Genomic DNA, 22367 nt, shown 5'->3' on the forward strand with positions numbered 1-22367 from the left:
CCAGTTCACCAGAATAAAAGAGATCAAAAAAAACGCGGTCCTGTTCGGGACCGCGTTTTTTGATTGGTACAGTACTCAATTACTTCACGTAGCCTTTGATGCCCACCGGCTTCAACGTCTGCGGGAAATCGCGAGGAGCGGTATGAGCCTGCTCCATGGTCCGGGTCAGCTCTTTCACCTTGTCCGGATGCTGGCTGGCCAGATCCTTTGTTTCGCCAATATCCTGGCTCAGGTCATATAGCTCAACCGGCCGATTCATCCGATTCTGAACCGCTTTCCAGTCGCCCATCCGCAGTGCCCGGGAACGGATCGCGCCTTTGGTGTATTCCCAATACAGGTACGGGTGCTGTTTCTGCTTCCCTTTCCCCAAGAGTGTCGGCAGGAAAGAGATCCCGTCGATATCAACGCCGGCAGGTACTTTTGTGCCAGCGGCATCCGCGAAGGTCGGCAGTACATCCCAGAAACCGATCTGCAGATCGGACGTGGTGCCGGGCGCGATCTTACCAGGCCAGCTGGCGATGAACGGAACCCGCAGACCCCCTTCATACATGGTTCCCTTATGTCCGTTCAGGGGCGCATTCCCATTGAAGAAATCCGTCATGTCCTTCCAGTTGCCTCCCTGACCGCCATTATCTGACGTAAAGATCAGCAGTGTGTTGTCGCGAATCCCCAACTGCTCCAGCAGGATCACGATTTCTCCCACGTGATCATCCAGGCGGGAGACCATGCCTGCGAACGTCGTCAGGCCATCTTCCGAACCAATGTAGCCAGGCCGAGGATCTTTAATCTCCGTTTTGGGGAATTTTCCCCGGTAGGGACGCTCCGATTCTTCCGGTACCACCAGTTCCACGTGGGGAATGATGTAAGGCAGGTAGGCGAAGAAGGGCTGATCCTTGTTTTTGCGGATAAAGTCCTTGGCATCCTCATGAATCAGATCGTGAATGTAAGTCCCCCGCTGGTTATTTTCGTTCTCCGGCAGCATGACTTTTTCTTCATTCCGCCAGATCCAGAAGGGATAGTAAAAGTGGGCATGTACCTGCAGGAGCTGACCGGTAAACTGATCGAAGCCCTTTTGATTTGGTCGCCCAGGGGTCCCGGCATAGCCCAGTCCCCATTTGCCAAAGCAGCCGGTGGCGTAGCCGGCTGACTTCAACACTTCCGCCACCGTTTTATCTTCCTCATAGAGCAGCTGATTCAGATCGTTGGCGCGAACGGCGGTATGTCCGGTGTGCTGCCCTGTCATGAGCACACTCCGTGAAGGCTGACAGACCATGCAGCCTGCATAGGCCTGAGTGAATTTCATTCCGTCTGCGGCCAGTTGATCAATGTGCGGTGTTTTGATTTTGGTCTGGCCGTAGCAGCCCAGTTCGGCATACCCCAGGTCGTCAGCCATGATGAAAATCAGATTCGGTTTCTGCGCGTCAGCGGCCCGGCTGACGGTCGTCAGACTCAGAGACAGACAGCTGAAGCAGGTCAGTAGTACAAAGCAACGTCGAAGCATTATGCCATTCCCTTTCGAATGTCAGGATTTCGATTCATTTTTGAAAGATTTACATCTCACTGAGGCATTGAGAATTCAAATTGAAAAAACGTTTTGAATTGGGCTTGACCGATTCCCAAGGAACTTCTATTCTCCCCGCACCATTAACGTTCAAGTTAATGATAACAATTTCGAGCAGACAATTCCCGATAACATCACACCTCAGAATGACAGTTATCATTCCCTGATTCAACCTTCAAGCAAATACCGGTGTTCGTTGAGTGATTTCATTCACTCAACGGAAAGATCGAATGCCCGAGGCACGGATGCTGAGGCATCGATCTTTTTTGAAGTCGTTGTAGACTGATCCCTGTCAAAACGTGACTATCAGGATAAAAAACTAAGGCGAACAATCGCCTCCCGGAAGTGGTGCATGTCCTTCCCCCCCTGGGCTACTGCTTCCGGGAATTTTTATGCGCAAAGGCCCGCAGCGTGGAAACAATCACGCTGCGGGCCTTTTGATTTTGAATCTCGACGCGAGACGTTTACCCTGCTTCGGGGAATCCGTCCATCTTGCCGATCACAACAATGCCCGATTCCGAAACGGTAAAGCCCCGTTTCTTATCCTGCTCCAGGTCATAACCGATTTGGCAGTTTTTCGGGATCGAAACCCCCTTGTCGATGATGGCATTGCGGATCTTGGCATGCCGACCGACATTGACGCCGGAGAACAGAATCGAGTTATCAACCTCGGCCCAGCTGTTGACGCGGACATTCGAGGAAATGATCGACTGGCTTACCCGGCCGCCGGAGATGATCGATCCCGGGCAGACCATACTGTCGACCGCCTGCCCTACGCGGGGTTTTGCCCCCTCGCTCTGGGCGAAGACGAACTTGGGCGGTGGATCGGGAGCCTGGTAAGAGCGAATCGGCCAGGTATTATCGTACAGATTCAACTGGGGATGCACTGAAATCAGGTCCATATTGGCTTCATAATAAGCGTCGATGGTTCCCACATCCCGCCAGTAGTATCCATCGCCGGTATTCTTATCCTGGAAGGGATAAGCACGTATCAGATGATCATCAATGATAGACGGGATGATATTCTTGCCGAAATCATGCGAACTGTCTAACTGGGTAGCATCGTAACAGAGGCGTTCGAACAGGAAATTCGTATTGAAGACATAAATCCCCATGGAAGCCAGGCTCTTGTCGGGATGGGTGGGCATCGGGGCAGGAGATACCGGTTTCTCTTCAAATTTGACGACGCGCATGTCATCGTCGACCCCCATGACGCCAAACTGCGTGGCTTCGGTACGATCGACGGGGATGCAGCCGATCGTCACTTCGGCCCCTGATTCGCGATGATCACTGATCAGCTTGGAATAATCCATTTTGTAAATGTGGTCGCCGGACAGGATCAGGATGTAATCGGAACGGGCCCGCTCGATGGTATAAATATTCTGATAGACGGCGTCTGCCGTTCCCTGGTACCACTGTTCGTCAATCCGCTGCTGCGGCGGCAGGACATCAATGAACTCATTCAACTCCCGGCAGAGGAACCTCCACCCCAGATTGATATGACGGTCGAGGCTGGCGGCTTTATATTGGGTCAGGATCAGCACACGCCGCAACCCACTGTTAATGCAATTGGAAAGTGTAAAATCAATGATCCGGTAGCCGCCTCCGAACGGCACCGCAGGTTTTGCCCGATCCCTGGTGAGAGGCTCCAGGCGCGTCCCCTTCCCTCCTGCCAGAATCAAAGCCAGGACATTTCGCATAGCTGTTCCTCCTGAGGATGGAACAGGGCCTGGGCGGATATCTTCCCTGATCCATCAAACTGGTTCTCAAAATGACTTAGTCTATGTTGTAGCATCCTGTGTGCATGAAAGGAATTCAAAAAACGGCGATTTAAAGAAGTTCATTTTTCTTCTGAGAGAATCCTGCGAAAACTTCAGCATTGTCGGCTGTTAATAGCTGCGGACGGAACTGTAAATTAATGAAGTTCAGATTGTTTTGAGTCTTCCGGCTTCTCTCTCCGATTTGATGAATTTATAATTCGCGTATTCGACTCTCACCTTCAGATTGCGGAGAATGCATCTATGAGTACCACCGACGAAAAACTCACCAAGTCGTTTTACGATCGCATCAGCCATTCCTACGACGCCCTCGCCGATTCCAATGAACATGTGGCTCGCGAAAAAGGGTTGGCGGCCCTGGCTGTTTCAGCCGGCGAAACCGTACTGGAAATCGGCTACGGGACCGGGCACTCCCTGGTCTCTCTGGCTGAAGCTGTGGGGGAGAATGGCAAAGTTTATGGCGTCGATATCTCCGACGGCATGCAGAAGGTCTCTGAAAAACGGGTTGCCGATGCCGGGCTGTCTGACCGGGTCACCCTGTCGGTTGCCAATACCCCTCCCCTCCCGTTTGAAGATGACACTTTCGATGCCGTCAGCATGAGCTTTACCCTGGAACTGTTTCCGCTGGAGACAATTCCAGAAATGCTCAAAGAAATCCGCCGGGTACTGAAACCGGGGGGACGGCTGGGAGTGGTCTCGATGGCCCTCACCAAAGAAGGGGAAAAAGACAGCATCCTGGAGAAGACCTATAAATGGATGCACCAGCATTTCCCCCACATTGTCGACTGTCAGCCGATCAATGCCGTCGGTTTTCTGAAAGAGGCCGGTTTTGAAATCAAGGAAGAGAACAACCTCGAAATCTGGACCATGCCAGTCGCTGCCCTGGTTGGTGTTTCGCCTGACTGAGCTTCGCTGAGGTACGCAGAATGATCGTCCGACTTTAGCAACAAGTCGAGAACGGACTGCCTTTCAGTCTTCTTCGAGCAATACTGCCAGGAGTTGCTTCAAGAGGTTTATTTTGCGAATAATGGTCCGCCGGGAACAGCCCAGTCGCGTCGCCATCTCTGTCTGGGTGTACCCTTCCATCATCAGCATCGCGATTCTCTGCAGGGGTTCATCAAGCTGATCCAGGGCATCGTGTACGATCAGGTCGAACTCATTAGTACTGACGTGCTGCAATGCGGCCTCGATTTTGACAGCCTGCTCAGGGCTTTCATAATCGATCATGGGACGTTCCTGCCCTCCAGGGAGGCCTTTCGTCCGGGACCGCATCCGTTGTCGTGACTTATACACGACAATCTGACATAGCAGCCGCCAGAGATCATTACGATCTTTATCGCGGGGCGTTTCCGGTCGTCGCATAAACCGGCAGAGACTGATCAGGGCACTCTGCACTACATCATCGGCTTCTACCGCGGCTGCGGGAAATCCATTCAGTACGCGTCGCGCCAGTGCTCTCAACCTGTGAAAATATTCCAGTTGCAGACGTTCCACCGCCGCACTTTCATTTTCCGTCCAGGCATTGATCAGGTCACTGATAGACCCCTCTGAAGAATCCATAAAGTCATCCAGCGCATTTTAAACAGGGCCTGTCCCTTCCGCCCCGGAACAGGAACCCACACAGCGAAAACGAGATTTCTGAGTTTTCTCTTTTCAGATTTAAAAATATTGTCACATTTTTTGTGGAAATCGCAATTTACTATCAGGAGAATCATAAACAGGTATAAAAGTTTACAACAGTATTATAAAGAACAGTCATCACTTCAAGTACCAGAAATAAAGGGGAACTTAATGCTGACTCAGTGGTTTCAAACTTCGCGTCTGTCAGAGTTTTGCTCTTTTCGCGCTTCCTCAGCAAACCATACGGCAACGAGAGGAGGAAGCCCAGGCAAGCACTGCCCTCTAAGAGCGATGCACTGCTTTGCACTGGCTGTTCTATTAGGTTTCACGGGTTGCAGCAGTGGACCAGGCAATGATGATCTGGCTGCATTTTTGCGTGAGGGGCACCGGGAAGTCGATGCCATTCTGATTCTGGATGGAGTTGAAATTACGAAAACCGAAGAAGTAGGCGATCCTCCGGTCTTGAACCTGGAATTCAAGGTTAAGGAAAAATCCAAGGTCGACATGTTCAACCCGATTTCAATGGAGGAGGCGTACCAGGAGTACCAGTACAGTCCTGAGAAATATAATGCTGCTCTGAAACGACTGAATGGTTTACGGCAACCGGAACGTTCTGAAACCGCACAGAAGCTGCCCCAACAGGAAAACATTTCCCGCGTGTATCGCAAGACGGTGAGCAAGGGGGATGAAATTAATTGGACAGGGACCGTCACCGCGGAAGAAAAAGATGGCAAATGGATTTTTTCCGGAAGAGAAGGGAAACCGGATGAATCCAAGATTACTCCAAAGACAGTTCCTCGCGATCAGGTTCCGGAAACCGCAGTCGTGCTGGACGGCACTGCGAAAAACAAACTGACCGAGCTGATCGACCAGCAAAAGCAGTTCGTCCAGGATGTGGATGCAGCAGAAAAACAGATGGAAGCCCGACTCAAACGGGAGCATGCGTTTCTGCTGAAAACAGTCCAGTCGGATACCGCCTGGCAGGCTCTGGTCCCTGCTCAAAGCGGACCGGCTGCGAAACTGCGCGTGCGTTTCGTGCATCAAGAAAAGGATGGTGAAAAAGTCTATGTGCTGTTTGAAGACCAGGCCAATCCGCTGTTGCGGGCAACGTGGGTAGGCGCCCTGAAACTGACCGAAGCTCCCAACCCCAATGCCCGTACTTTCGGCAGCCGGTCAAAATCAGCAGATGGCTGGATCATCGACCTGGCACCCGCAGATAAAGATCGAGATTTTCCTGTGAGCGGTCTGCGGCCAAACATCGTCTTCACTTTGACTGGCGAAGACCAGTTAACCTGGATGAACCAGAAAGGTCCCATTGTACTGACGCCAGACACAAACGCGCCGGCTCTGCCTGACTACGAAACTCTCCAGAAGAAAATCCTGTCTCAGACGGCCCCCGGTCAGACCTGGGAAGGGACAATCCAGTACAAAGGGGAAACATCCAACAATTTACGTCTCACTTTTATGGATTTCCGGGACAATGGAAATTACGTCCGCCTGCTGGTGGAAAATCAAGACGATCCGTTTGTAGTCGGAGTGTTCGAAGGCACGATCTCTACCGGACCGGATCACCTTTACAGCTGGCCTGTCCAATTGAAGACAGCAGATAAAGGCATCAAAGTCTTTGGCAGTAAAAAGATTCTTCCCCTGTTTGGTACGGGGCTTCATTTTGTCAAACTGTATCTGATGTTTGATGCCGAGGGTAATATGATCGGCATCAGTCGTTCCGCCGGCAGCCCGCCCAATGAACTGAATCTGAAAATCGCTGACAAAATTGACAAGCTACCGGCAGCGGCAGATCGCTGGAAAAATGCTCTCAAAGCGGGAGCCCGCTGGACGGGCACCATCACACGTGGAGATCAACCCAAAGATAAAATCAGCATGACGGTAGCCGAGGTGCGTGAGAATGGCAGGATCTATCGGCTTTTCTTAGAGAATCCGGACAATCCGCATCAGTATCGTTACTTTTCAGCCACTCTGGATGAGTCGGACGGAAGTGTCGACAATTATGCGCTGGTTATTGAGGCGCGTTCCCCGGTCGCCCAGCAGACGAAATTCGGACACCGGTTTACCGATGGAGATATCGACCTGTTCGGACGCGGGAAGGATAACAAAAACCTGTTCCGTCTGACTCCCGATGGGAAAGAGCTTTTATGCATCACGGAAGCCAAAGAGCTGATTCGTCTCTCCCCCGATGCAACACCTGCCAGCAAGCCACTGGATCAGGAGTCTGTCGCGAAGCTCTGGAAACAGACGTGCGTTAAAGGCAGCCGCTGGCGGGGGGATCTGGTCAACACCAAAGCCAACCAGACCCTCGAGGTCCAGCTCGATTTTATTACCGGAGTCGATGATGTCGGGAATGTGGACGTGGAAATCAGTTCGGTCAAACAGAGAAAGCTGCGGATGCCTTTCAAAGGAAAACTGGAGCTCGATGATGATAACGTCAATGCCTTCGCCCTGAGACTCAAGAGAGCAGCCCGGGGAATCGGGGATAGTGCCATTTTCGGTAAATCAGCAAACAATGGAGAGCTCTACTTCCGCCTCAGCCCGGAGGGCAGCGAACTGATTGGCATGGCCGGGGCTCCCAACAAGTGGGAAGAATTCCTGGATTTGAAACCGCTCACTGCAGAGACGGAGAAAAGTTCTTCTGCGGGTAATTAAGTTGTGAGGTGAATCCAGCATGCGGCGAGCCAGAACGGATGCATTGACAGGCAACAGTTCTGGCCTGGAGTGTTGCCATGAGTATTATCATTGAGTGTCCCGGATGTGGTACGAGATTTCGCTGTAAAGACCGGCTGGCAGGAAGAAAGGTCTCCTGTCTGGTGTGTCAGCAGGGACTTCGCGTTCCCAGCCGGGCCATTCCCAAACCACAGACAGACCCGGAAATACCAGAAGAACCAGATTTTCCTGAGGACGCTTTCAGAGAAGCTCCCTGGGTCACGCCGCCCTGGTCTACCGATTCAGCCACCGCCCTGATGACTCAGCGAAACTCATCGACTTCCTGCAGGTTCCGGGCGGCCCCCGCCCAAGAAACGAAACAGAATCAGACAGGTGGAAACGGCTCTGCACCACATCCGGTTTCCCTCCTCTGTCCTGCCCTGTTACTGATCGCTCTGGTCAGCTCCGGAATCTGGCTGGTTCTGTTTCTATTCGGTTTTTAACGGAAAGAGAGCAGAAATGATCTCTCGCAGACTGAGTGGATCGGTTAATCTTGAGAGAAAGACTTGAATCAACAGACAGATAATCCATGGTTCAAACATGCCGGGACAGCAGAAACTCGAACTACTGAGAAAAATCGATGCGATCGCGGATCGATTTGAAGCCCTGTGGTCTGCCCGGGAACGGCCACAGCTGGAGGACTGGATTTCGTCTGAGAAACCACAAGTGCAGTCCGATCTGCTGGCAGAATTACTGGCAATCGAACTGGAGTGGCGCACCGAGGCGGGAGAAACTCCGGAATCCGTTGAATACGGCCTCCGTTTTCCGGAGCAGAAACAGATCATCAACAAAGTGTTTGCGGACTGGCGAGAAGCCGCTGGTCTGGAAACGACGGGCAATTATTCAGGACCACACGGAGACACGATTGTTCCTGAGTCCGATTTGACCCCCGCAGAAAGTCTGTCATCGGGACAGCTGTTTCTCGACCGCTTTCAACTGCAGCGCCAGCTGGGACGGGGTGGGTTTGGTACCGTTTATGAAGCTTACGATCTCCAACTGGGACGTTCGGTCGCTCTCAAGGTGCCGCACTCCGATGCCAACAGCGAATCCCGACAGCGGTTTCTGATCGAAGCACGCGCGGCCGGCAAACTGAGACACAATCATATCGTCACAGTTTTCGACGGAGGTGATGCGGCCGGGACGCTGTATATTGCCTGCGAACTCATCGACGGCAAAGATCTGGCCCATACGATCAAAACCCGCTCTCCGTCTCTGACACAAATCATCAGCTGGATCGGGGATGCCGCCCGTGGTCTGAACTACGCACACCAGGAAGGCGTCATTCACCGCGACATCAAACCGGCGAACCTGCTGGTTTCGAGTGACAACCGGATTCTAGTGGCCGACTTTGGTCTGGCACGACGGCACGATGATCAGTCGGCATTGACCGTTGACGGCAGCGTGTTTGGGACTCCCGCTTATATGTCTCCGGAACAGGCTGTGGGTGAGACATCGAAAATCGGACCGGCCAGTGATCAGTACAATCTCGGCGTCGTACTCTATGAAATCCTCACCGGACGGCTCCCTTATTATGGAAATAATATTCCACAGATTCTGCACCAGATCCAAAATCAGGAACCTCCCCAACCACGTTCACTGAATCCCTCGATCCCGGAAGATCTGGAAGCGATCTGTCTGAAGGCGATGAGCCGCGACATCCCGGACCGGTATGCGAGTCTACAGGATTTTGCAGACGATCTGCAGCGCTGGCTCAATCATGAACCGGTGCTGGCACGTCCCATTTCCTGGACGGAACGTCTGCGACGTCGTATGAGACGACATCCCCTGATCGCATCCCTGAGCATCGCTTCACTGATTCTGCTGGTCGTCAGTGGAATCACGGGGGGACTTTCCTGGTACCGGGGACAGCAGCTCAGTGAAATCCAGATCCAGGCAGTCGAAACCGAATCTCAGCTGACGACGCAAAAGAAGATTACGGCGTCCCAGGAACAGGAGCTGAAACAATCGCGCCAGCAGGTGACCCAGATTCAGGAGGAGGTCGTTGAAAAAAGTAACGCTGCAGACCGAAACCGCTATCGGGTACTCATGCGGCAGATTTCAGAGGGCTTTCAGCGGGGACAGATGAAGCCAGATCGATTACGGATACTGCTCGACGATTGTCCGCAGCAGTTACGCGACTGGGAATGGTTCTACTTTGATCATCTGCTGCAGCCTCAGTCTCAGGTTCTGTTCACAGCAGAAACACCGCTGCGCGATGCCTTGCTCTCGCCGGATCAGACTCAGTTGGCCATCATTGATGGCGAGGGAAAAGTCTGCATTCTGTCACTGGGGGACGGTCAGATCCGTCAGCAGTGGAACAGCCGGGCGATCGATGTCCAGCAGATTGCCTGGGATCCCACGGGAAAGCTGCTGGCGATTGGAGATAAATTAAACGGCCTGCGGATCTGGAATGCAGACACCGGCAAACTGGTTTCGACGCTTAAAAATCAGGACTTCCTGTTTGGAGCGACGGCTGAAAAGGGAGAGTATGTGGCTCCCGAAGTCACTCAGCTGATGACCGACTACCAGAGAACACGCAAGGCTCAGGCTCGAAAAACGATCGAACAGTCGCCTGAACTTGAAAAGGCACAACAACAAAATGCAGAGGTACAAAAACGGCTGCCCCCTGAAATACACAACAATCCCCTGCTGAATCGATTCACAGGCCAGGGACCTGCAGGCATGATGCCCACTGTCTTGCCGAACCTGGAAGGTTACGGCTGGTCTGTCGCCTTTGATTCCACTGGTAACCGGATTGCCGTCGGCGGTGACCGATTCATCCAGATCTGGGATCTCGCACTCAAACGCCGCACCCATCTGCTGCTGGCGACCCAAAACACCTATGTGACTTCGCTGACATTCAGTGCAGACGATCGGTTCCTCTCCGCAGGAACCTACTTTGGTGAAGCCGTCATTTTCGACCTTACGGACGGCAGCGAGCGGCTGCGAAAAAATATGGAGGTACCCCATTCCCATTTCACAACGGCCTGGGCACCCGACGGCCAATCTTTTTATGTTCCGGATGCCAATGGAGAAGTGGGAGTGATCAGTCTGGTAGATCACCTGTTGCGAACTCCCGTGGAACGTCATCGCGGTAAAACTACTGCGATCGCAATCAGTGATAATGGTTCCAGCCTGGCGACTGCCGGTACTGATTATTGTATCCGCATCTGGCATAGTGCTGCTCTGCAACTTTCTAAACTGCTGCTGACCAATGCTGCTGAGGTAAAACGGCTCCAGTTTCTCGAGGATCAATCCAGGCTCGTTTCCTGTTCAAAGCACGAGGTACGGGTCTGGGACATTGGCAAGCCGTCCCCCCGGTTACCAGGCCCACGAAATGATCCGCGGGAGGCAGAATTAGCCGCTGTCTCAGGTAAAATCGAAGAAGTTTCCATTGATGAGATACTCACCAAAATCGCCATCAGTCCTGATAGCCGATTCAGCGCGTTGTCCGTGTTTGATACCAGATTAAAGGTCCGAGACATGGCTACAGGAGAAGTGCTCCTGGCCTTCCCCGACCAGGACAAGATCAGGACCGGAACGCGCATTGCCGGGATGCCCCGGTTTGACCCACAGGGCCGGTGGTTGGCAATCGCCGCATACGACAGAGAGATTGTGCAAGAGAAAAACAAACCCCGATTGGGCAGATTCGGCCCCCAGCCCAAACCGGAAAAAGAAAACACGTATGATTTGATTGTCTGGTCACTCCCCCGCTGGGAGCCCCGCAAATTTTCAATTACAAACACAAAATACGATTATGACAATCCTGGTTTTCTTTCTGTCAGTCAGGATGGGAAATATCTGGCTTACAGTCGTTCCCATGAGCTCTTTCTGCTCGGCTCTGAAGATTTTCAGCCGCTGTGGTCTTTCCAGACCGACAGCCCCATTCGCTGCAATGCAATCTCACCCACTTCCAGCAGCGTGGCCTTCAAATGCGCCAATGGACAAATCCAGTCGCTCTCAATTGCAACCGGTAAAATTGAACACCGCTACGGTCAGCAGGGTGGTCCGGAACCGGACCCTCTGATCCCCGTCAAATCGAGACTCGACCTGGAGTTCAGCCCTGACGGCAAGCTGCTGGCCACCTCCGGAGAAGGGGGAACCATTGTCTTGTGGGATGTCGATACCGAAAAGGAATATACGCGCCTGTACGGTCATCTCGGCCGGATCGATTCACTGGCTTTTCATCCTGCAGGCACGCGTCTGGTCACAGCCAGTGAGGACCAGACCATTCGCCTGTGGGATGTTTTGAATGGCGAGGAAATCGCGTTACTCTCCGATCTACCCCGCAATTATTATGTCGGTGGTGGCCTCTGCTTTTCCAAATCAGGAAGGGAATTGTACGTAGTCGAAAACTGTTACCTGATCCACCTCGACGCAGGTCCCGCATACCTCAACAAATAATTCGGCATACCCGACGATGATAACTCTCCCGATCCCCCTGGTTGCTGGCAGGAATGAGTTCGATTTCGTAGCATATTAATCATGAGAAATCTCAACTCACACATTACCTCCTTTAACACATTCCCGCCTCCCAGGATTTGAAACATGAAATCACGCGCGCTACCTCTTGTACTTACCCTGCTCTGTTTCGCTGTGAACTCGGTTCAACCGACCGTCGCCGATGAGAAGAAAGGGCCACTGGAACTCCCCCGAGTCGAAGCCTCTTATCACCCGCCGTATTACAGCACCACTTATGAACAGCCTGCCAATCCTGAAGAAGGACAACTGCAGATTGGCGTGACCTACACGCTCTGGATTCCGGAAGGGCTCAAAAAAGTCCGCGGCATTATCGTGCATCAGCATGGTTGTGGCGAAGGGTCCTGCAAAGGCAGTGTGACCGCGGCACATGACCTGCACTGGCAGGAACTGGCGAGAAAGAACGGGTGTGCCCTGCTGGGGCCCAGCTTCCATCAGGTTCAGGCCCAGAACTGCCGACTGTGGTGCGATCCGCGGAACGGGTCCAGCAAAGTTTTTATCGAATCCCTGAAGAAACTGGCTGAACTTACCGGACATCCGGAAGTGGCCACCGCCCCCTGGTGTCTGTGGGGTCATTCGGGAGGCGGGTTCTGGTCGAGCCTGATGCAGATGCAATACCCGGAACGGATTGTTGCGATCTGGTTCCAGTCCGGCACAGCCTTCGGTTACTGGACGAAGGGAGAAATCCCCGCGCCGGAAATTCCTGCTGCCGCGATGCAGGTTCCGATGATGGCCAATCCCGGTTTGAAAGAAAAAGGTCACGAGCGGTTCCGCCGCGCGTGGGACGGAAGTCTGGCGATGTTCAAATCCTATCGCGCGAAAGGTGCTCCCATCGGATTTGCACCGGATCCCCGCACCGGACATGAAACAGGTGATTCACGCTATCTGGCGATTCGCTTCTTTGACGCCTGTCTCAAACTGCGTCTGCCTGACCAGGCTGGTGCGCCTCTGAAGAAAATCGACATCAACCAGGGCTGGCTGGCACCGCTGCTCAGTGAACAGACTCCCGTCCCCTACAAAGACTACCAGGGAGACAAAGCCAATGCAGTCTGGCTACCCGATCAGACCGTCGCGCAGGCGTGGCTCGATTTTGTCAAAACCGGTGCCGTCAGCGATCAGACTCCCCCCCCTGCTCCCACGGAGATCAAGTTCGATCCCCAGACCGGCACCGTGACCTGGAACGCACCGATTGACTTCGAAAGCGGCATCCAGAAATTTATTATCCGACGTGACGGGAAACAGATCGGACAGATTCCTGAGAAGCCAACGAACCGTTTCGGGCGTCCTCTGTTACAGGGAATGAGCTACGGAGATACTCCCGTCCTGCCCCTCCTGAAGTTCCAGTTTGTGGACAAGACGGCGCAGAAAGGAAAGTCATACCAGTACGACGTTACCTCAGTGAATACCACGGGCCTGGAGTCCAGATAACCGACTTCAGGCAGCCCGTTTGCGTGGCAGGTTGATCAGCCGGGAGAGCATCAGTTGATGCCTCAGCTTTGACTGAGAGTGAATCCGCAGCTGATGAATTTTTTTCACCCGGCCCAGCGATCCGGCCTGCTGCAGTTGCGCGTACTCCTCAATCATGGGTAGATGCGGGTTTGTCGAATCAAATTGACGAACCCGCTCTGCCAGTGCGCGGGCCTGTTCCAGGGATTGAGTCAAAACCGTGCGCCCCGCATTCCACAACTGGTAGTAATTATTCCGAAACGGATTCAGAAACCGGGAAAACTGCTTGGCGCCAACTTCGTTTCTCCCATGCTGACGATACTGGATCAGGGGTGTCTCAACACAGGCGATTGTTCCCAGTGCTGCCGCACACAGTGCCAGCCACCAGTCGTGCATCAGAGTTTCTTCCGGAATCGGCAGCGCCAGTTCCAGCAGCCGTCGATTCACCAGCACCGTACAACCGGTCACAAAATTCTGAACCAGCAGGACCTGCAGCGGGTCTGACGACTCATGCTGAATCCCCTGATACTTCATAAAGGAGGGAGCGATCTGTCGCAGATGCTGATCGACCACTTCCAGGTCGCTGTGGACCAGGAGCGGCTGGTCCGGCTGTTCCGATTCCAACTGCTGCATCAGTCTGAGCTGAGTCGCAAGTTTTTCGCGGTCCCAGACATCATCCTGGTCAGACAGCGCCACGTAACGACAATCTGTCGCGCAGGCCCGCTGCAGCAATTGATTGAAGTTCTGGATCACTCCCAGGCGCTGTTGTGCCTGAATCACAGTGACGCCGGCAACATCTGCATAGCGGGACAGAAGCTCTGGAGTTCGATCGGAGGAATGATCATCGCGTATCAGCAGATTCCACGCATGACAGCTCTGATCGAGAATACTCTCGATCTGCTCCTCGAGGAACTCAAATCCGTTATAGGTCCCCATCACAACACAGATCTGGTCTTCTCTGTGCTGCTTCGTCTCTGGATTCATGTAACGTGACTTTTTCTAAACGAGTTTCAACCAGTCAGCTGTTCACAGTCAGAGGTACTGCTTAAAACATCCGTTGTTTGACTTTTTTCAAGTGAGAATGCAGCCGATGCAATACAGGGGGTCGTGACGGCGCCTGTTCCTCAACCGGCTTTTTCACTTTCGAGATAAAGAATTCGCGAAGTGTCTTATTGTGAATCAGTTCTTCCTCGGGCGACGGATGTCCCTGCTGAGTCAGGTGCGTCAGATAATTCTGGATCAGCCAGACCAGTTTCTCATTACCCTGAAAATTGATCGACTCATAGAGCATATCCAGGTCGGTGATCTCCGCGGACAACTCCTCTTTGTTAAACAGCTGAGAGCCAAAGAACCGATTCAGATTGGCGGTAATGACCCAGCAGATCTCGAACATCATCCAGTCGTAATTGGAGTGAATGGTGTTGGAATCATGGATGCGATAGCGCATTAACGGCTGTTCGACCTGCTCACAGGGAAATTGTGACGCCACCCTCAACAGATAATCCCAGTCATGTACGAAGCGCAGATCACGCATACCGCCGACGGCCTGGTACACCGCACGCGTCCAAAGCATGTTGCTGGTCGTGGCAACATAGTTACTCGACAGCAGGTTCAAACTGAAACTTCCGGTCTTCCGGAAAGAACGATCGGGATCGCCCAGATCCCAGGGCTGCATGTTTTCCCAACCCTGTTTCACCCCGAGCAGGTTGCCTTCCGAACCGATCACATTAATCCAGGAAGAGACCAGCCCCAGGTCAGGATTGTCAGCGAACCGTTTGAGACAGATCTCCAGCCGCTCGGGCTCATAGAGGTCATCGGAATTCAGGACCGTCAGGAAATCACCTTGCGCCATTTCCAGACCCCGGTTGATCGTGGCATGTGCGCCGGCATTTTCCTGTGCGTGAACCTGCAGCCGCGGATCCTTGAACTGTCTGATCAATTCCAGGCTGCGATCTTTCGATCCATCATCAATGACGATCAGTTCCAGATTTTTATAAGTCTGATTCAGAACTGAGGAGATAGCTGATTCGATATACTTTTCGTGATTATAACTGGGAATCACGACTGAAACTAACGGATCCGTTCCCATGCTCACGCCCCCTTTTTCAATTGCATTGATTCACGAAACAGCCCGCCGTACTGTGATGCGATACATTCGGCACTGAACCGGTCCACAATCTGTTTTTTGCCTTCTTCCAGGTTGGCAGCGTACTGTTCCCGTTCCACCAGGAACTGATTGAAGTACTTCACATAGTCCTGAGTCGTGCAATCAACGGGAATCGTCATTCCTGCAGAATACTCTTCCAGGACAGGTCTCACATCACCCACATCGGTTGAGAACGTCGGTACCCCCAGGCTGAGTGCTTCCAGCATCGCTACGGGCAGTCCTTCGAAAGCCGATGTAAATATCATGCCTTTGGAAACTGCGATCAATTCCAGCGGGTTATTCACAAAAGGAATCCGGATCAGGTTTTTCAAACCGGCAGTGCGGATAAAATCATCGACGTCCTGCTTCAGTTCTCCATCTCCAACCATGATGAAGAACTCCCGGCGTCCCATGTCCTGCAGTGATTTCAACATCTTCAGGAATTCGAGTGGCCGTTTCTGCGAACTCAACCTCGCCAGAAAAATAAACTTATCTCTGTCGGCCGGCAAACCATGTTTCTGGCAGACGGCATCCGCATCGAATCTGGATTGATAAAACTTGCGGATCCGCTCGGTATCCAGGGCATGGTATATCTGTCTGATCCGCTCCTGAGAAATGCCTTTGTCATGTTCCATCACCGATTGGATTTTCTTGTTGATGGCCACAAAGTGATCAAAGCTCTGAATTCCAGGGTCAGTATAGTGCTCAATCCACCCGGCTTGCTGATCGTATACCTGATGATCGATGATCGGGATTTCTGCGAACAGCTTTCGGATCTGTTTCGTGTTCGAAAGCAACCAGGGTGAACCATTGGTAATCAGCAGCAGTTCCGGATTGTACTGCTGTTTCAGCGCCTGCAGCACTTTCAGAAAATCATCTGGAGAAGCTATTTCCGCCAGATCAAAGATATCGCTTGTGAATTCCTCTACCTGGTGATGCAGGCTTCCCTGCCTCTGGGAATGCTTCTCCATCGTAACGACGACAAAATGATACTGATCCTGCAGTTCGTTCATCACGGCGATAATATTCCGTTCTGCACCTCCCACTGCCATGAAGACAGGGAAGACGAAGACGACTGGCTTGTCTTTGGGGGCATTCAGAAAATCAACCTTGAGAGTTTCCACTGATTTGACTGGTACCTGGCCTGGTTCAAAGATGAGATTCCGGTTCAGGAAGCCACGTTCGGTGGAATCGTCAGCCAGCAGATCATGCAGCTGGTATTCCTGCACACCGTTCGGAGCCGGTAACAATCGCAGAACTCTGCCCTGCCTGACCGTCTCTTTTTCTTTTGAAAGATACAGGTTTCTCTTCAGGAATAACTGGGCGGGCAGACTTTTCACCCCCACGGTCGGTTCCGGCTGATAAGAGTGGGACAGCAGCAGATACTCATCCCAGTAACAGCCCAGAGAAACCAGCACATTTTTCAGGTGAAAGATTTGAGGAATCTCAGACTCATCCTCAACCTGCAGCACGTATGAGAAGTCAATCGTACTGATCTCCGGGGTGACAGCCATTTCTCCCTGGGAGTGATATTCAAACCCCAGGTCTGTTTTCCGGACGAACACGACTGCCTTTCCCAGTTCCCGCTGATAGTCCTGGATCAGAGATGGCGAGATAAAATCTTCAGATAGAATGGCAATCCGGGGAATGTCGCTTTCCGTCGGTTTTTCCATGGCCACCTTGCGTTTAAAACGCAGCATCGACAGGCCGCGAGCTTTCTGTCGGAGTTGCCTCAACACGGCGTACTGCCGGAGGTATTCTTTCGCTTTCTGTTTGGCCATCTGTTTCAGATCGGGACGAATGGCCCAGTTCTTCACGTCTTCCTGCAATGAATTACTGATCAGTTCAGATGCTTTTCCCAGGTGAGAGGGAACCATTTTGAATTTCAGCAGGCGGGCATAATACTGCAGCAAGCCTGGCAAGGTGAGTTTACCGTCATCTGACAGATTTTCGATCTGCAGGCTGCAGAGCTGATTGTAGAATTCGTAACCGAAACACCGATCATACAGAAAATGATCGACGGTGCATTTGTGATATTCTTCAGCCTTTGATAAGACACCCGCAGCAAATTTAAATTTGAATAACTGCCGGTAAAGCAGCGACAGCAGTTTCTCTTTTCCCAGGTCTCCGGGATTCACTTTCAAGTCTGTTTCATACTGTTTACAACAGCTCAATACCTGCTCCAGTTGCGTTTGCGGCTGTTCCTGTATCCCATAACGTTTCAGGTAGCGGTTATATTGAACTTCGATTTCCGACAGCTGCAGTAATTCATCAATTTCAGGATGCAGGTCGACGAAAATCTGTGCCATTTCTCCTGCGGTTTCCTGTCGGCCCGAAAAACGTTCGACATCGTATTCATGATAATGATGCGCATAGGCGGCAGGCGCATAATAGATTTTCATGCCATTAGCAGATAATCGATAAGCCAGTTCGATGTCTTCAAAATTGGCCTTATAGAATCGACGGTCAAACATGGTCGTTTCAGTCGACAGCATCGCATTGGAAACACTGACATTACAGGTATAGAAGTGCCGGTAATCAGTAAAGTGATTTTCCGGCAGCACACTGTAACTGAACTGTTCGTGTCCGATTTCGGTAATATGCCGGATGAGATGATTGTGTTCCTGTTCGGGATGCCAGTCCACTTTTCCCAGAATGGCGACATGATCGCCCAGGCGTTTCCCCAGGCTGACATGAATGTCCAGCAGATCAGCCGCCGGGTAAATATCATCACCCAGAAACAAAACCCGATGTCCGCTGGCAGCAGCAATACCACTGTTTCTGGCCTCGGCAGGGCCGGCATGCTCATTTTTCAGAATGCGGATGGGAAGCATTTTCTGAAATGAGTGCAGAATTTCGAGGGTCTCATCATCAGAACCATCATCTGAAAAGATCAGCTCGTATTTCAGTTGCGTGAAGGCATCGACCTCAAGCCATGACTCCAGTAATTTGGAAAGCCGGTCCGCCCTGTTATAGGTCGGTATAATCACACTCAAATCGAGAGGATAGACTTTGGTTTCGGAACCGGGACTGAATAGACGTATTGTTTTGGCGGGAGAACATTCAGTGGCACACACAGGAATCCGTTCCATGTATCATGTATTAAAATCCGAGAACACGAACCGATCGAAAGAATGAGGTCTCTCGAACTGGAAAACGACGACGCCTTATACACAAAATATTAAAATGGGAAAAGCCCATATCCTGTTTCCCCGTCTCAGGAAAGTCCCTCCCGCGATCCTCCTGATTAAAAAACACCATCGAAAGTGACACATTCACTATAAGCCATTTCTAAAATATGACTTACAGCACAAGACCATGCATCAGAGCACTCGAACACGAAATAAACATAATCACACCAGGAATCGATCTGGACAGCGCACATTCTGCCCTGCTCTCATCAGCAGTGTCGTGACCTTCGCCAGGAACCCGAGCGATTGAAATGCTGCCTGTTCAGATGAAACAGTGAAGGCTGCGTTTGAAATTGTTTTTTGACTACCACGAAAGACACGAACAGCACGAAATGCTTGAATTCAAATGAACCACTGAATTTACTTAAACATGGCTATTTCAGGGGACTATTCCCCGGGATATTTATCCCAGCGGTAGGCTACTTTGGAGTTCTGCCAGAAGACTTTATCCAGGGCAGCCTGGCCTTTGTCCTGCAGGTAGTCGACCAGGATCTTCTGCAAGGTCACATAGTCGGCTGCCCGTTCGGCGACAGGCCAGTTACTGCCGAAGATCATGCGGTCGACACCGATCTGTTTCCAGATCACGTCCAGCGTCGGGCGGTAATAGTCGACATCCGCGGGCACATCATTTGGGCGATGCCGGGAGGCGCCTTCCACCAGCGCAGAGACCTTGATGAAAACCTGTTTCTGATCGGAAAGGGCTTCCATATAGCGCTGCCATTCCGGATCGATTTCATCCCCTTTGATGACGACGTTGCCGATGTGGTCGACAACGATTCGTAAATCGGGAACCAGTTTTGAAACCTTCCGGGCCGCATCCAAAGTCACCGGGCCGCCGTTCAGGTCGACCTGCAGTCCTTTATCCGCCATCAGCTTCAGATCATCGACAAACTTCGGCTGTGACAGACCCGGCTCAATCAGGTTGTAATTGACGCGGATCCCTTTATAGATCGGATTTTTAGCAAACCGTTTGAGCTGCTGACGGAACTGGGGATCTCCCGGAGTCAGCCGCCCCACAAAGCCGATGATCACTGGATTGTCTTTCGCCAGATCCAGAATCCACTGGTTGTCTTCGACCAGCTTGCTCGCTTCCACGACGACGGTCGCATTCACCGGCTGATACTTGGGAAGTGCCACGAAGTCTTTGGGGAGCACCGTACGATACAGAGACGAGTTTTTGGGAGGCCAGGGAACGCCCTCGGGACGAGTGGGGTCGTAGAAGTGGGTGTGCGTGTCAACGACTTTCGCCGGTAGCATTACCTTATTTTTCTCAGCAGCCCAACTCAGGCCGGTTTGAGCGGCAACGATGCCTGCTGCAGTCGATTTCAGAAAGTGACGACGATTCATGTGATGCATGCGGATGTTCCTCGAGGCTGGTAAAACTGGATGTCTGTACGCCGTTCTTTACAGGATACCAGATCCAGGACCACAAGCCAGCCAGATTCCGCGTTGACTTCCCGCAAGCTGGCAGGATTGAAAGAACGACGGCCCGGGTCTGCATTCTCTATTTTCACATGTAATCACCTGGTCCGGGCGAAATGGGAATCGCACTTCCCATTGAAGGTTGTTTTTGCTAACTTTCACGCACTGTCTATCTTACTATGCACAATGTGGGAGCCTGTTGCCAGGATTGGCAACGTGCAGATTCAACGGATTTGAGATTGTGATGCCCCAGCCTGAAGACCACAATTCGAAATGGACTCGCCGTGAGGAAATCACGCGCGAGACGGAATCGAATATGGTCGACAGTGAGGAACAGAGTCTGGTTGATGAATCACAGGAGGCAGACTGGTATTCCCAGGAAATCGATGACGATGCGGAGGAATACGATCTCTCCCTCAAATTCGAAGATTTCGCCCCGGTCTGGCTGCAGAAACTGAAGGGTTTATACGACAAAAATCCGGAATGGTCGGTGGCCTCTGCGATCGGCGTCGTGGCGCTGGTTCTGACCACGCTCCTGTTTCTCTCCATGCCGGCCCCGACTGAAGAACCAGTGGTCGAAGCCCCCGAACCGGAAATCATTCCCTTCGTTCTGGAACCGACAGTTACTTATCAGAATTTCGACGAAGAACCCATCGATTCACGGGTGGAGATCGAACCAGAAGCGAGTTTTCCTGTTGAGATCATGGAAACCGAACCACTGCTGGTTTCTTTCGGTGATCTGCCAGACGCTGTCGTGGAGCACAGAGCGCCCCGGGAATCCATGCCCGAGTTCAAGCTACCGGACTTGAAATTTCCCACTGAGCCGGCAGCAGCCCCCGAACTGGCGATGAACGTCCAGCGAATCCGCGTCATCGAGCGTGAGATGCTGGATCCCACCATTGACGAACCATTCGTGGTCACAGCCAACCCGACTTCACAAGTGATCCCACAGCAACTGGAACCGGGAGAGCGTCTGCTGTTTGATGACAGTTGGCAACGCATCAACCTGGTGCGAGCCGATCAGCAGGCTGAGCCTGTCATTCGCCCCACCTTATACCACGAACGTTTTCCGGGAGGAGAACATGTGCAGGTCGGGCGTGAGCAGCCGCAGGAGCGAGACCATCTCGATCACCTCATACGGGTGACCGCTCCCGGTCATCAGGAACAGCTGGAAATCGAAATCCGCAAACAGGCGCCCCGGGAAGGGACCTCACAAAAGCTGTTGACGTATTCCATCCTGGTCAAAAATGGTGGTTCTTCTCCCGCATTTGATGTGCAGGTCGAAGAGACGATTTCTCCGACCGCGAGTCTGGTGGATCTTTCTCCGCCGGCTGCAGTCAGTCAAAACCGTGTCACCTGGAAATTGCCTCAACTGGCTGCCGGGGAAGAACGCGAGTTGTTGATCAAAGTGTTTCCGAATCGGGAAGGACAGGTGCAGACCAGTTCGGCAATCCGCCTGGCTTCCAACGTGACCGCAGCGACGGAAATTACCGCACCACAGCTGGTTCTACAGGTCAACGGGCCGAAAGCAGTCACCACGGGCGAGGTGTTTGCGATGGATTTCGTCGTCACGAACCGGGGACCGCAGTCACAATCAGACGTCATTTTGAATCTCGATCTTCCCGAAGCGCTGACGCATGAGCAGGGCCGTCGCCTGACTTTCAAAATCGATCAGCTGGCAGCGAATGAATCCCGCCAGTTACGTGCCCGCGTGAAAGCAGTCAAAACGGGGCCGGTCACCTCACAGGCAGCACTTGTCCTGCAGGGTCGTTCACTGGAAGAAGCAGCGCTGAATCAGCAGGTCAGTGCCCCTGTCCCCAGACCGGCTGCACCGCAGTCAAAGGTCACCAAACCGGCTCCCGCTTCTCCGCAGCAGACCGCAGCCCCCGCTCCCAGCTGCCCCTGTCAGCCCCCGGTTTATTATCTGCCGGCCCCCTACCTGATTCCCTGATTCAGGCAGTTCTCCTCGTTGGCACAGCGTCATTCTGTGGGTTCCTGAATAATCC

Annotated in this window: 13 protein-coding genes; 6 read left to right on the forward strand and 7 right to left on the reverse strand. The window is 52.4% G+C overall.

Features of this window, described 5'->3' with window-relative positions:
* Positions 1–79 precede the first annotated feature (79 nt).
* Positions 80–1501, reverse strand: coding sequence for an arylsulfatase (locus Enr10x_RS20925; protein WP_145451266.1), 1422 nt, complete (start codon positions 1499–1501; stop codon positions 80–82).
* Positions 1502–2025: 524 nt separating this feature from the next.
* Positions 2026–3261, reverse strand: a complete 1236-nt coding sequence (gene glgC, locus Enr10x_RS20930) for a glucose-1-phosphate adenylyltransferase (protein ID WP_145451267.1) — start codon at positions 3259–3261, stop codon at positions 2026–2028.
* 321 nt (positions 3262–3582) lie between these two features.
* Here glgC and Enr10x_RS20935 point away from each other — a divergent pair, with 321 nt between their 5' ends.
* On the forward strand, positions 3583–4245 hold the full coding sequence (locus Enr10x_RS20935) for a class I SAM-dependent methyltransferase (RefSeq protein ID WP_145112324.1): 663 nt from the start codon (positions 3583–3585) through the stop codon (positions 4243–4245).
* A gap of 63 nt (positions 4246–4308) precedes the next feature.
* Here the strand turns inward: Enr10x_RS20935 and Enr10x_RS20940 are convergent, their stop codons facing one another.
* Positions 4309–4899, reverse strand: a complete 591-nt coding sequence (locus Enr10x_RS20940; RefSeq protein WP_145451268.1) for an RNA polymerase sigma factor — start codon at positions 4897–4899, stop codon at positions 4309–4311.
* Between the two features lie 351 nt (positions 4900–5250).
* Between Enr10x_RS20940 and Enr10x_RS20945 the strand changes: the two genes are divergently transcribed.
* From Enr10x_RS20945 to Enr10x_RS20960, 4 genes are all read left to right on the forward strand, one after another.
* Positions 5251–7620: a hypothetical protein gene (locus tag Enr10x_RS20945; protein WP_145451269.1), complete on the forward strand. Its 2370-nt coding sequence runs from the start codon at positions 5251–5253 to the stop codon at positions 7618–7620.
* A gap of 77 nt (positions 7621–7697) precedes the next feature.
* Positions 7698–8120, forward strand: coding sequence for a zinc ribbon domain-containing protein (locus Enr10x_RS20950; RefSeq protein ID WP_145451270.1), 423 nt, complete (start codon positions 7698–7700; stop codon positions 8118–8120).
* Positions 8121–8217: 97 nt separating this feature from the next.
* Positions 8218–12081, forward strand: coding sequence for a WD40 repeat domain-containing serine/threonine protein kinase (locus tag Enr10x_RS20955; RefSeq protein WP_145451271.1), 3864 nt, complete (start codon positions 8218–8220; stop codon positions 12079–12081).
* A gap of 144 nt (positions 12082–12225) precedes the next feature.
* Positions 12226–13584, forward strand: a complete 1359-nt coding sequence (locus Enr10x_RS20960) for a hypothetical protein (RefSeq protein ID WP_145451272.1) — start codon at positions 12226–12228, stop codon at positions 13582–13584.
* A 6-nt stretch (positions 13585–13590) separates the two neighbouring features.
* On the opposite strand, the gene Enr10x_RS20965 is transcribed toward Enr10x_RS20960, so the two are convergent.
* From Enr10x_RS20965 to Enr10x_RS20980, 4 genes are all read right to left on the reverse strand, one after another.
* Entirely contained in the window at positions 13591–14586 is a 996-nt protein-coding gene (locus Enr10x_RS20965; protein ID WP_145451273.1) for a glycosyltransferase family 2 protein, read from the reverse strand.
* A gap of 61 nt (positions 14587–14647) precedes the next feature.
* On the reverse strand, positions 14648–15691 hold the full coding sequence (locus tag Enr10x_RS20970; RefSeq protein WP_145451274.1) for a glycosyltransferase family 2 protein: 1044 nt from the start codon (positions 15689–15691) through the stop codon (positions 14648–14650).
* A 2-nt stretch (positions 15692–15693) separates the two neighbouring features.
* A complete protein-coding gene (locus Enr10x_RS20975; protein WP_197997314.1) occupies positions 15694–18825 on the reverse strand; it encodes a glycosyltransferase in 3132 nt (1043 codons plus the stop codon).
* A gap of 501 nt (positions 18826–19326) precedes the next feature.
* Positions 19327–20295 carry an amidohydrolase family protein gene (locus Enr10x_RS20980; RefSeq protein ID WP_145451276.1) on the reverse strand — a complete coding sequence of 323 codons (969 nt, stop codon included), beginning with the start codon at positions 20293–20295 and terminating at the stop codon, positions 19327–19329.
* 310 nt (positions 20296–20605) lie between these two features.
* Here Enr10x_RS20980 and Enr10x_RS20985 point away from each other — a divergent pair, with 310 nt between their 5' ends.
* Positions 20606–22312 carry a COG1361 family protein gene (locus Enr10x_RS20985; RefSeq protein WP_145451277.1) on the forward strand — a complete coding sequence of 569 codons (1707 nt, stop codon included), beginning with the start codon at positions 20606–20608 and terminating at the stop codon, positions 22310–22312.
* Positions 22313–22367: the final 55 nt, after the last annotated feature.

It is taken from the genome of Gimesia panareensis (assembly GCF_007748155.1).
Lineage (GTDB): Bacteria > Planctomycetota > Planctomycetia > Planctomycetales > Planctomycetaceae > Gimesia > Gimesia panareensis.

What these genes read in the sequence shown, in the direction of transcription:
- Enr10x_RS20970 (WP_145451274.1), bottom strand. Translation starts at nt 15,691, where the DNA reads ATGGGAACGGATCCGTTAGTTTCAGTCGTGATTCCCAGTTATAATCAC.
- glgC (WP_145451267.1), bottom strand. Translation starts at nt 3,261, where the DNA reads ATGCGAAATGTCCTGGCTTTGATTCTGGCAGGAGGGAAGGGGACGCGC.
- Enr10x_RS20925 (WP_145451266.1), bottom strand. Translation starts at nt 1,501, where the DNA reads ATGCTTCGACGTTGCTTTGTACTACTGACCTGCTTCAGCTGTCTGTCT.
- Enr10x_RS20965 (WP_145451273.1), bottom strand. Translation starts at nt 14,586, where the DNA reads ATGAATCCAGAGACGAAGCAGCACAGAGAAGACCAGATCTGTGTTGTG.
- Enr10x_RS20950 (WP_145451270.1), top strand. Translation starts at nt 7,698, where the DNA reads ATGAGTATTATCATTGAGTGTCCCGGATGTGGTACGAGATTTCGCTGT.
- Enr10x_RS20980 (WP_145451276.1), bottom strand. Translation starts at nt 20,295, where the DNA reads ATGCATCACATGAATCGTCGTCACTTTCTGAAATCGACTGCAGCAGGC.
- Enr10x_RS20960 (WP_145451272.1), top strand. Translation starts at nt 12,226, where the DNA reads ATGAAATCACGCGCGCTACCTCTTGTACTTACCCTGCTCTGTTTCGCT.
- Enr10x_RS20945 (WP_145451269.1), top strand. Translation starts at nt 5,251, where the DNA reads ATGCACTGCTTTGCACTGGCTGTTCTATTAGGTTTCACGGGTTGCAGC.
- Enr10x_RS20955 (WP_145451271.1), top strand. Translation starts at nt 8,218, where the DNA reads ATGCCGGGACAGCAGAAACTCGAACTACTGAGAAAAATCGATGCGATC.
- Enr10x_RS20985 (WP_145451277.1), top strand. Translation starts at nt 20,606, where the DNA reads ATGCCCCAGCCTGAAGACCACAATTCGAAATGGACTCGCCGTGAGGAA.
- Enr10x_RS20940 (WP_145451268.1), bottom strand. Translation starts at nt 4,899, where the DNA reads ATGGATTCTTCAGAGGGGTCTATCAGTGACCTGATCAATGCCTGGACG.
- Enr10x_RS20935 (WP_145112324.1), top strand. Translation starts at nt 3,583, where the DNA reads ATGAGTACCACCGACGAAAAACTCACCAAGTCGTTTTACGATCGCATC.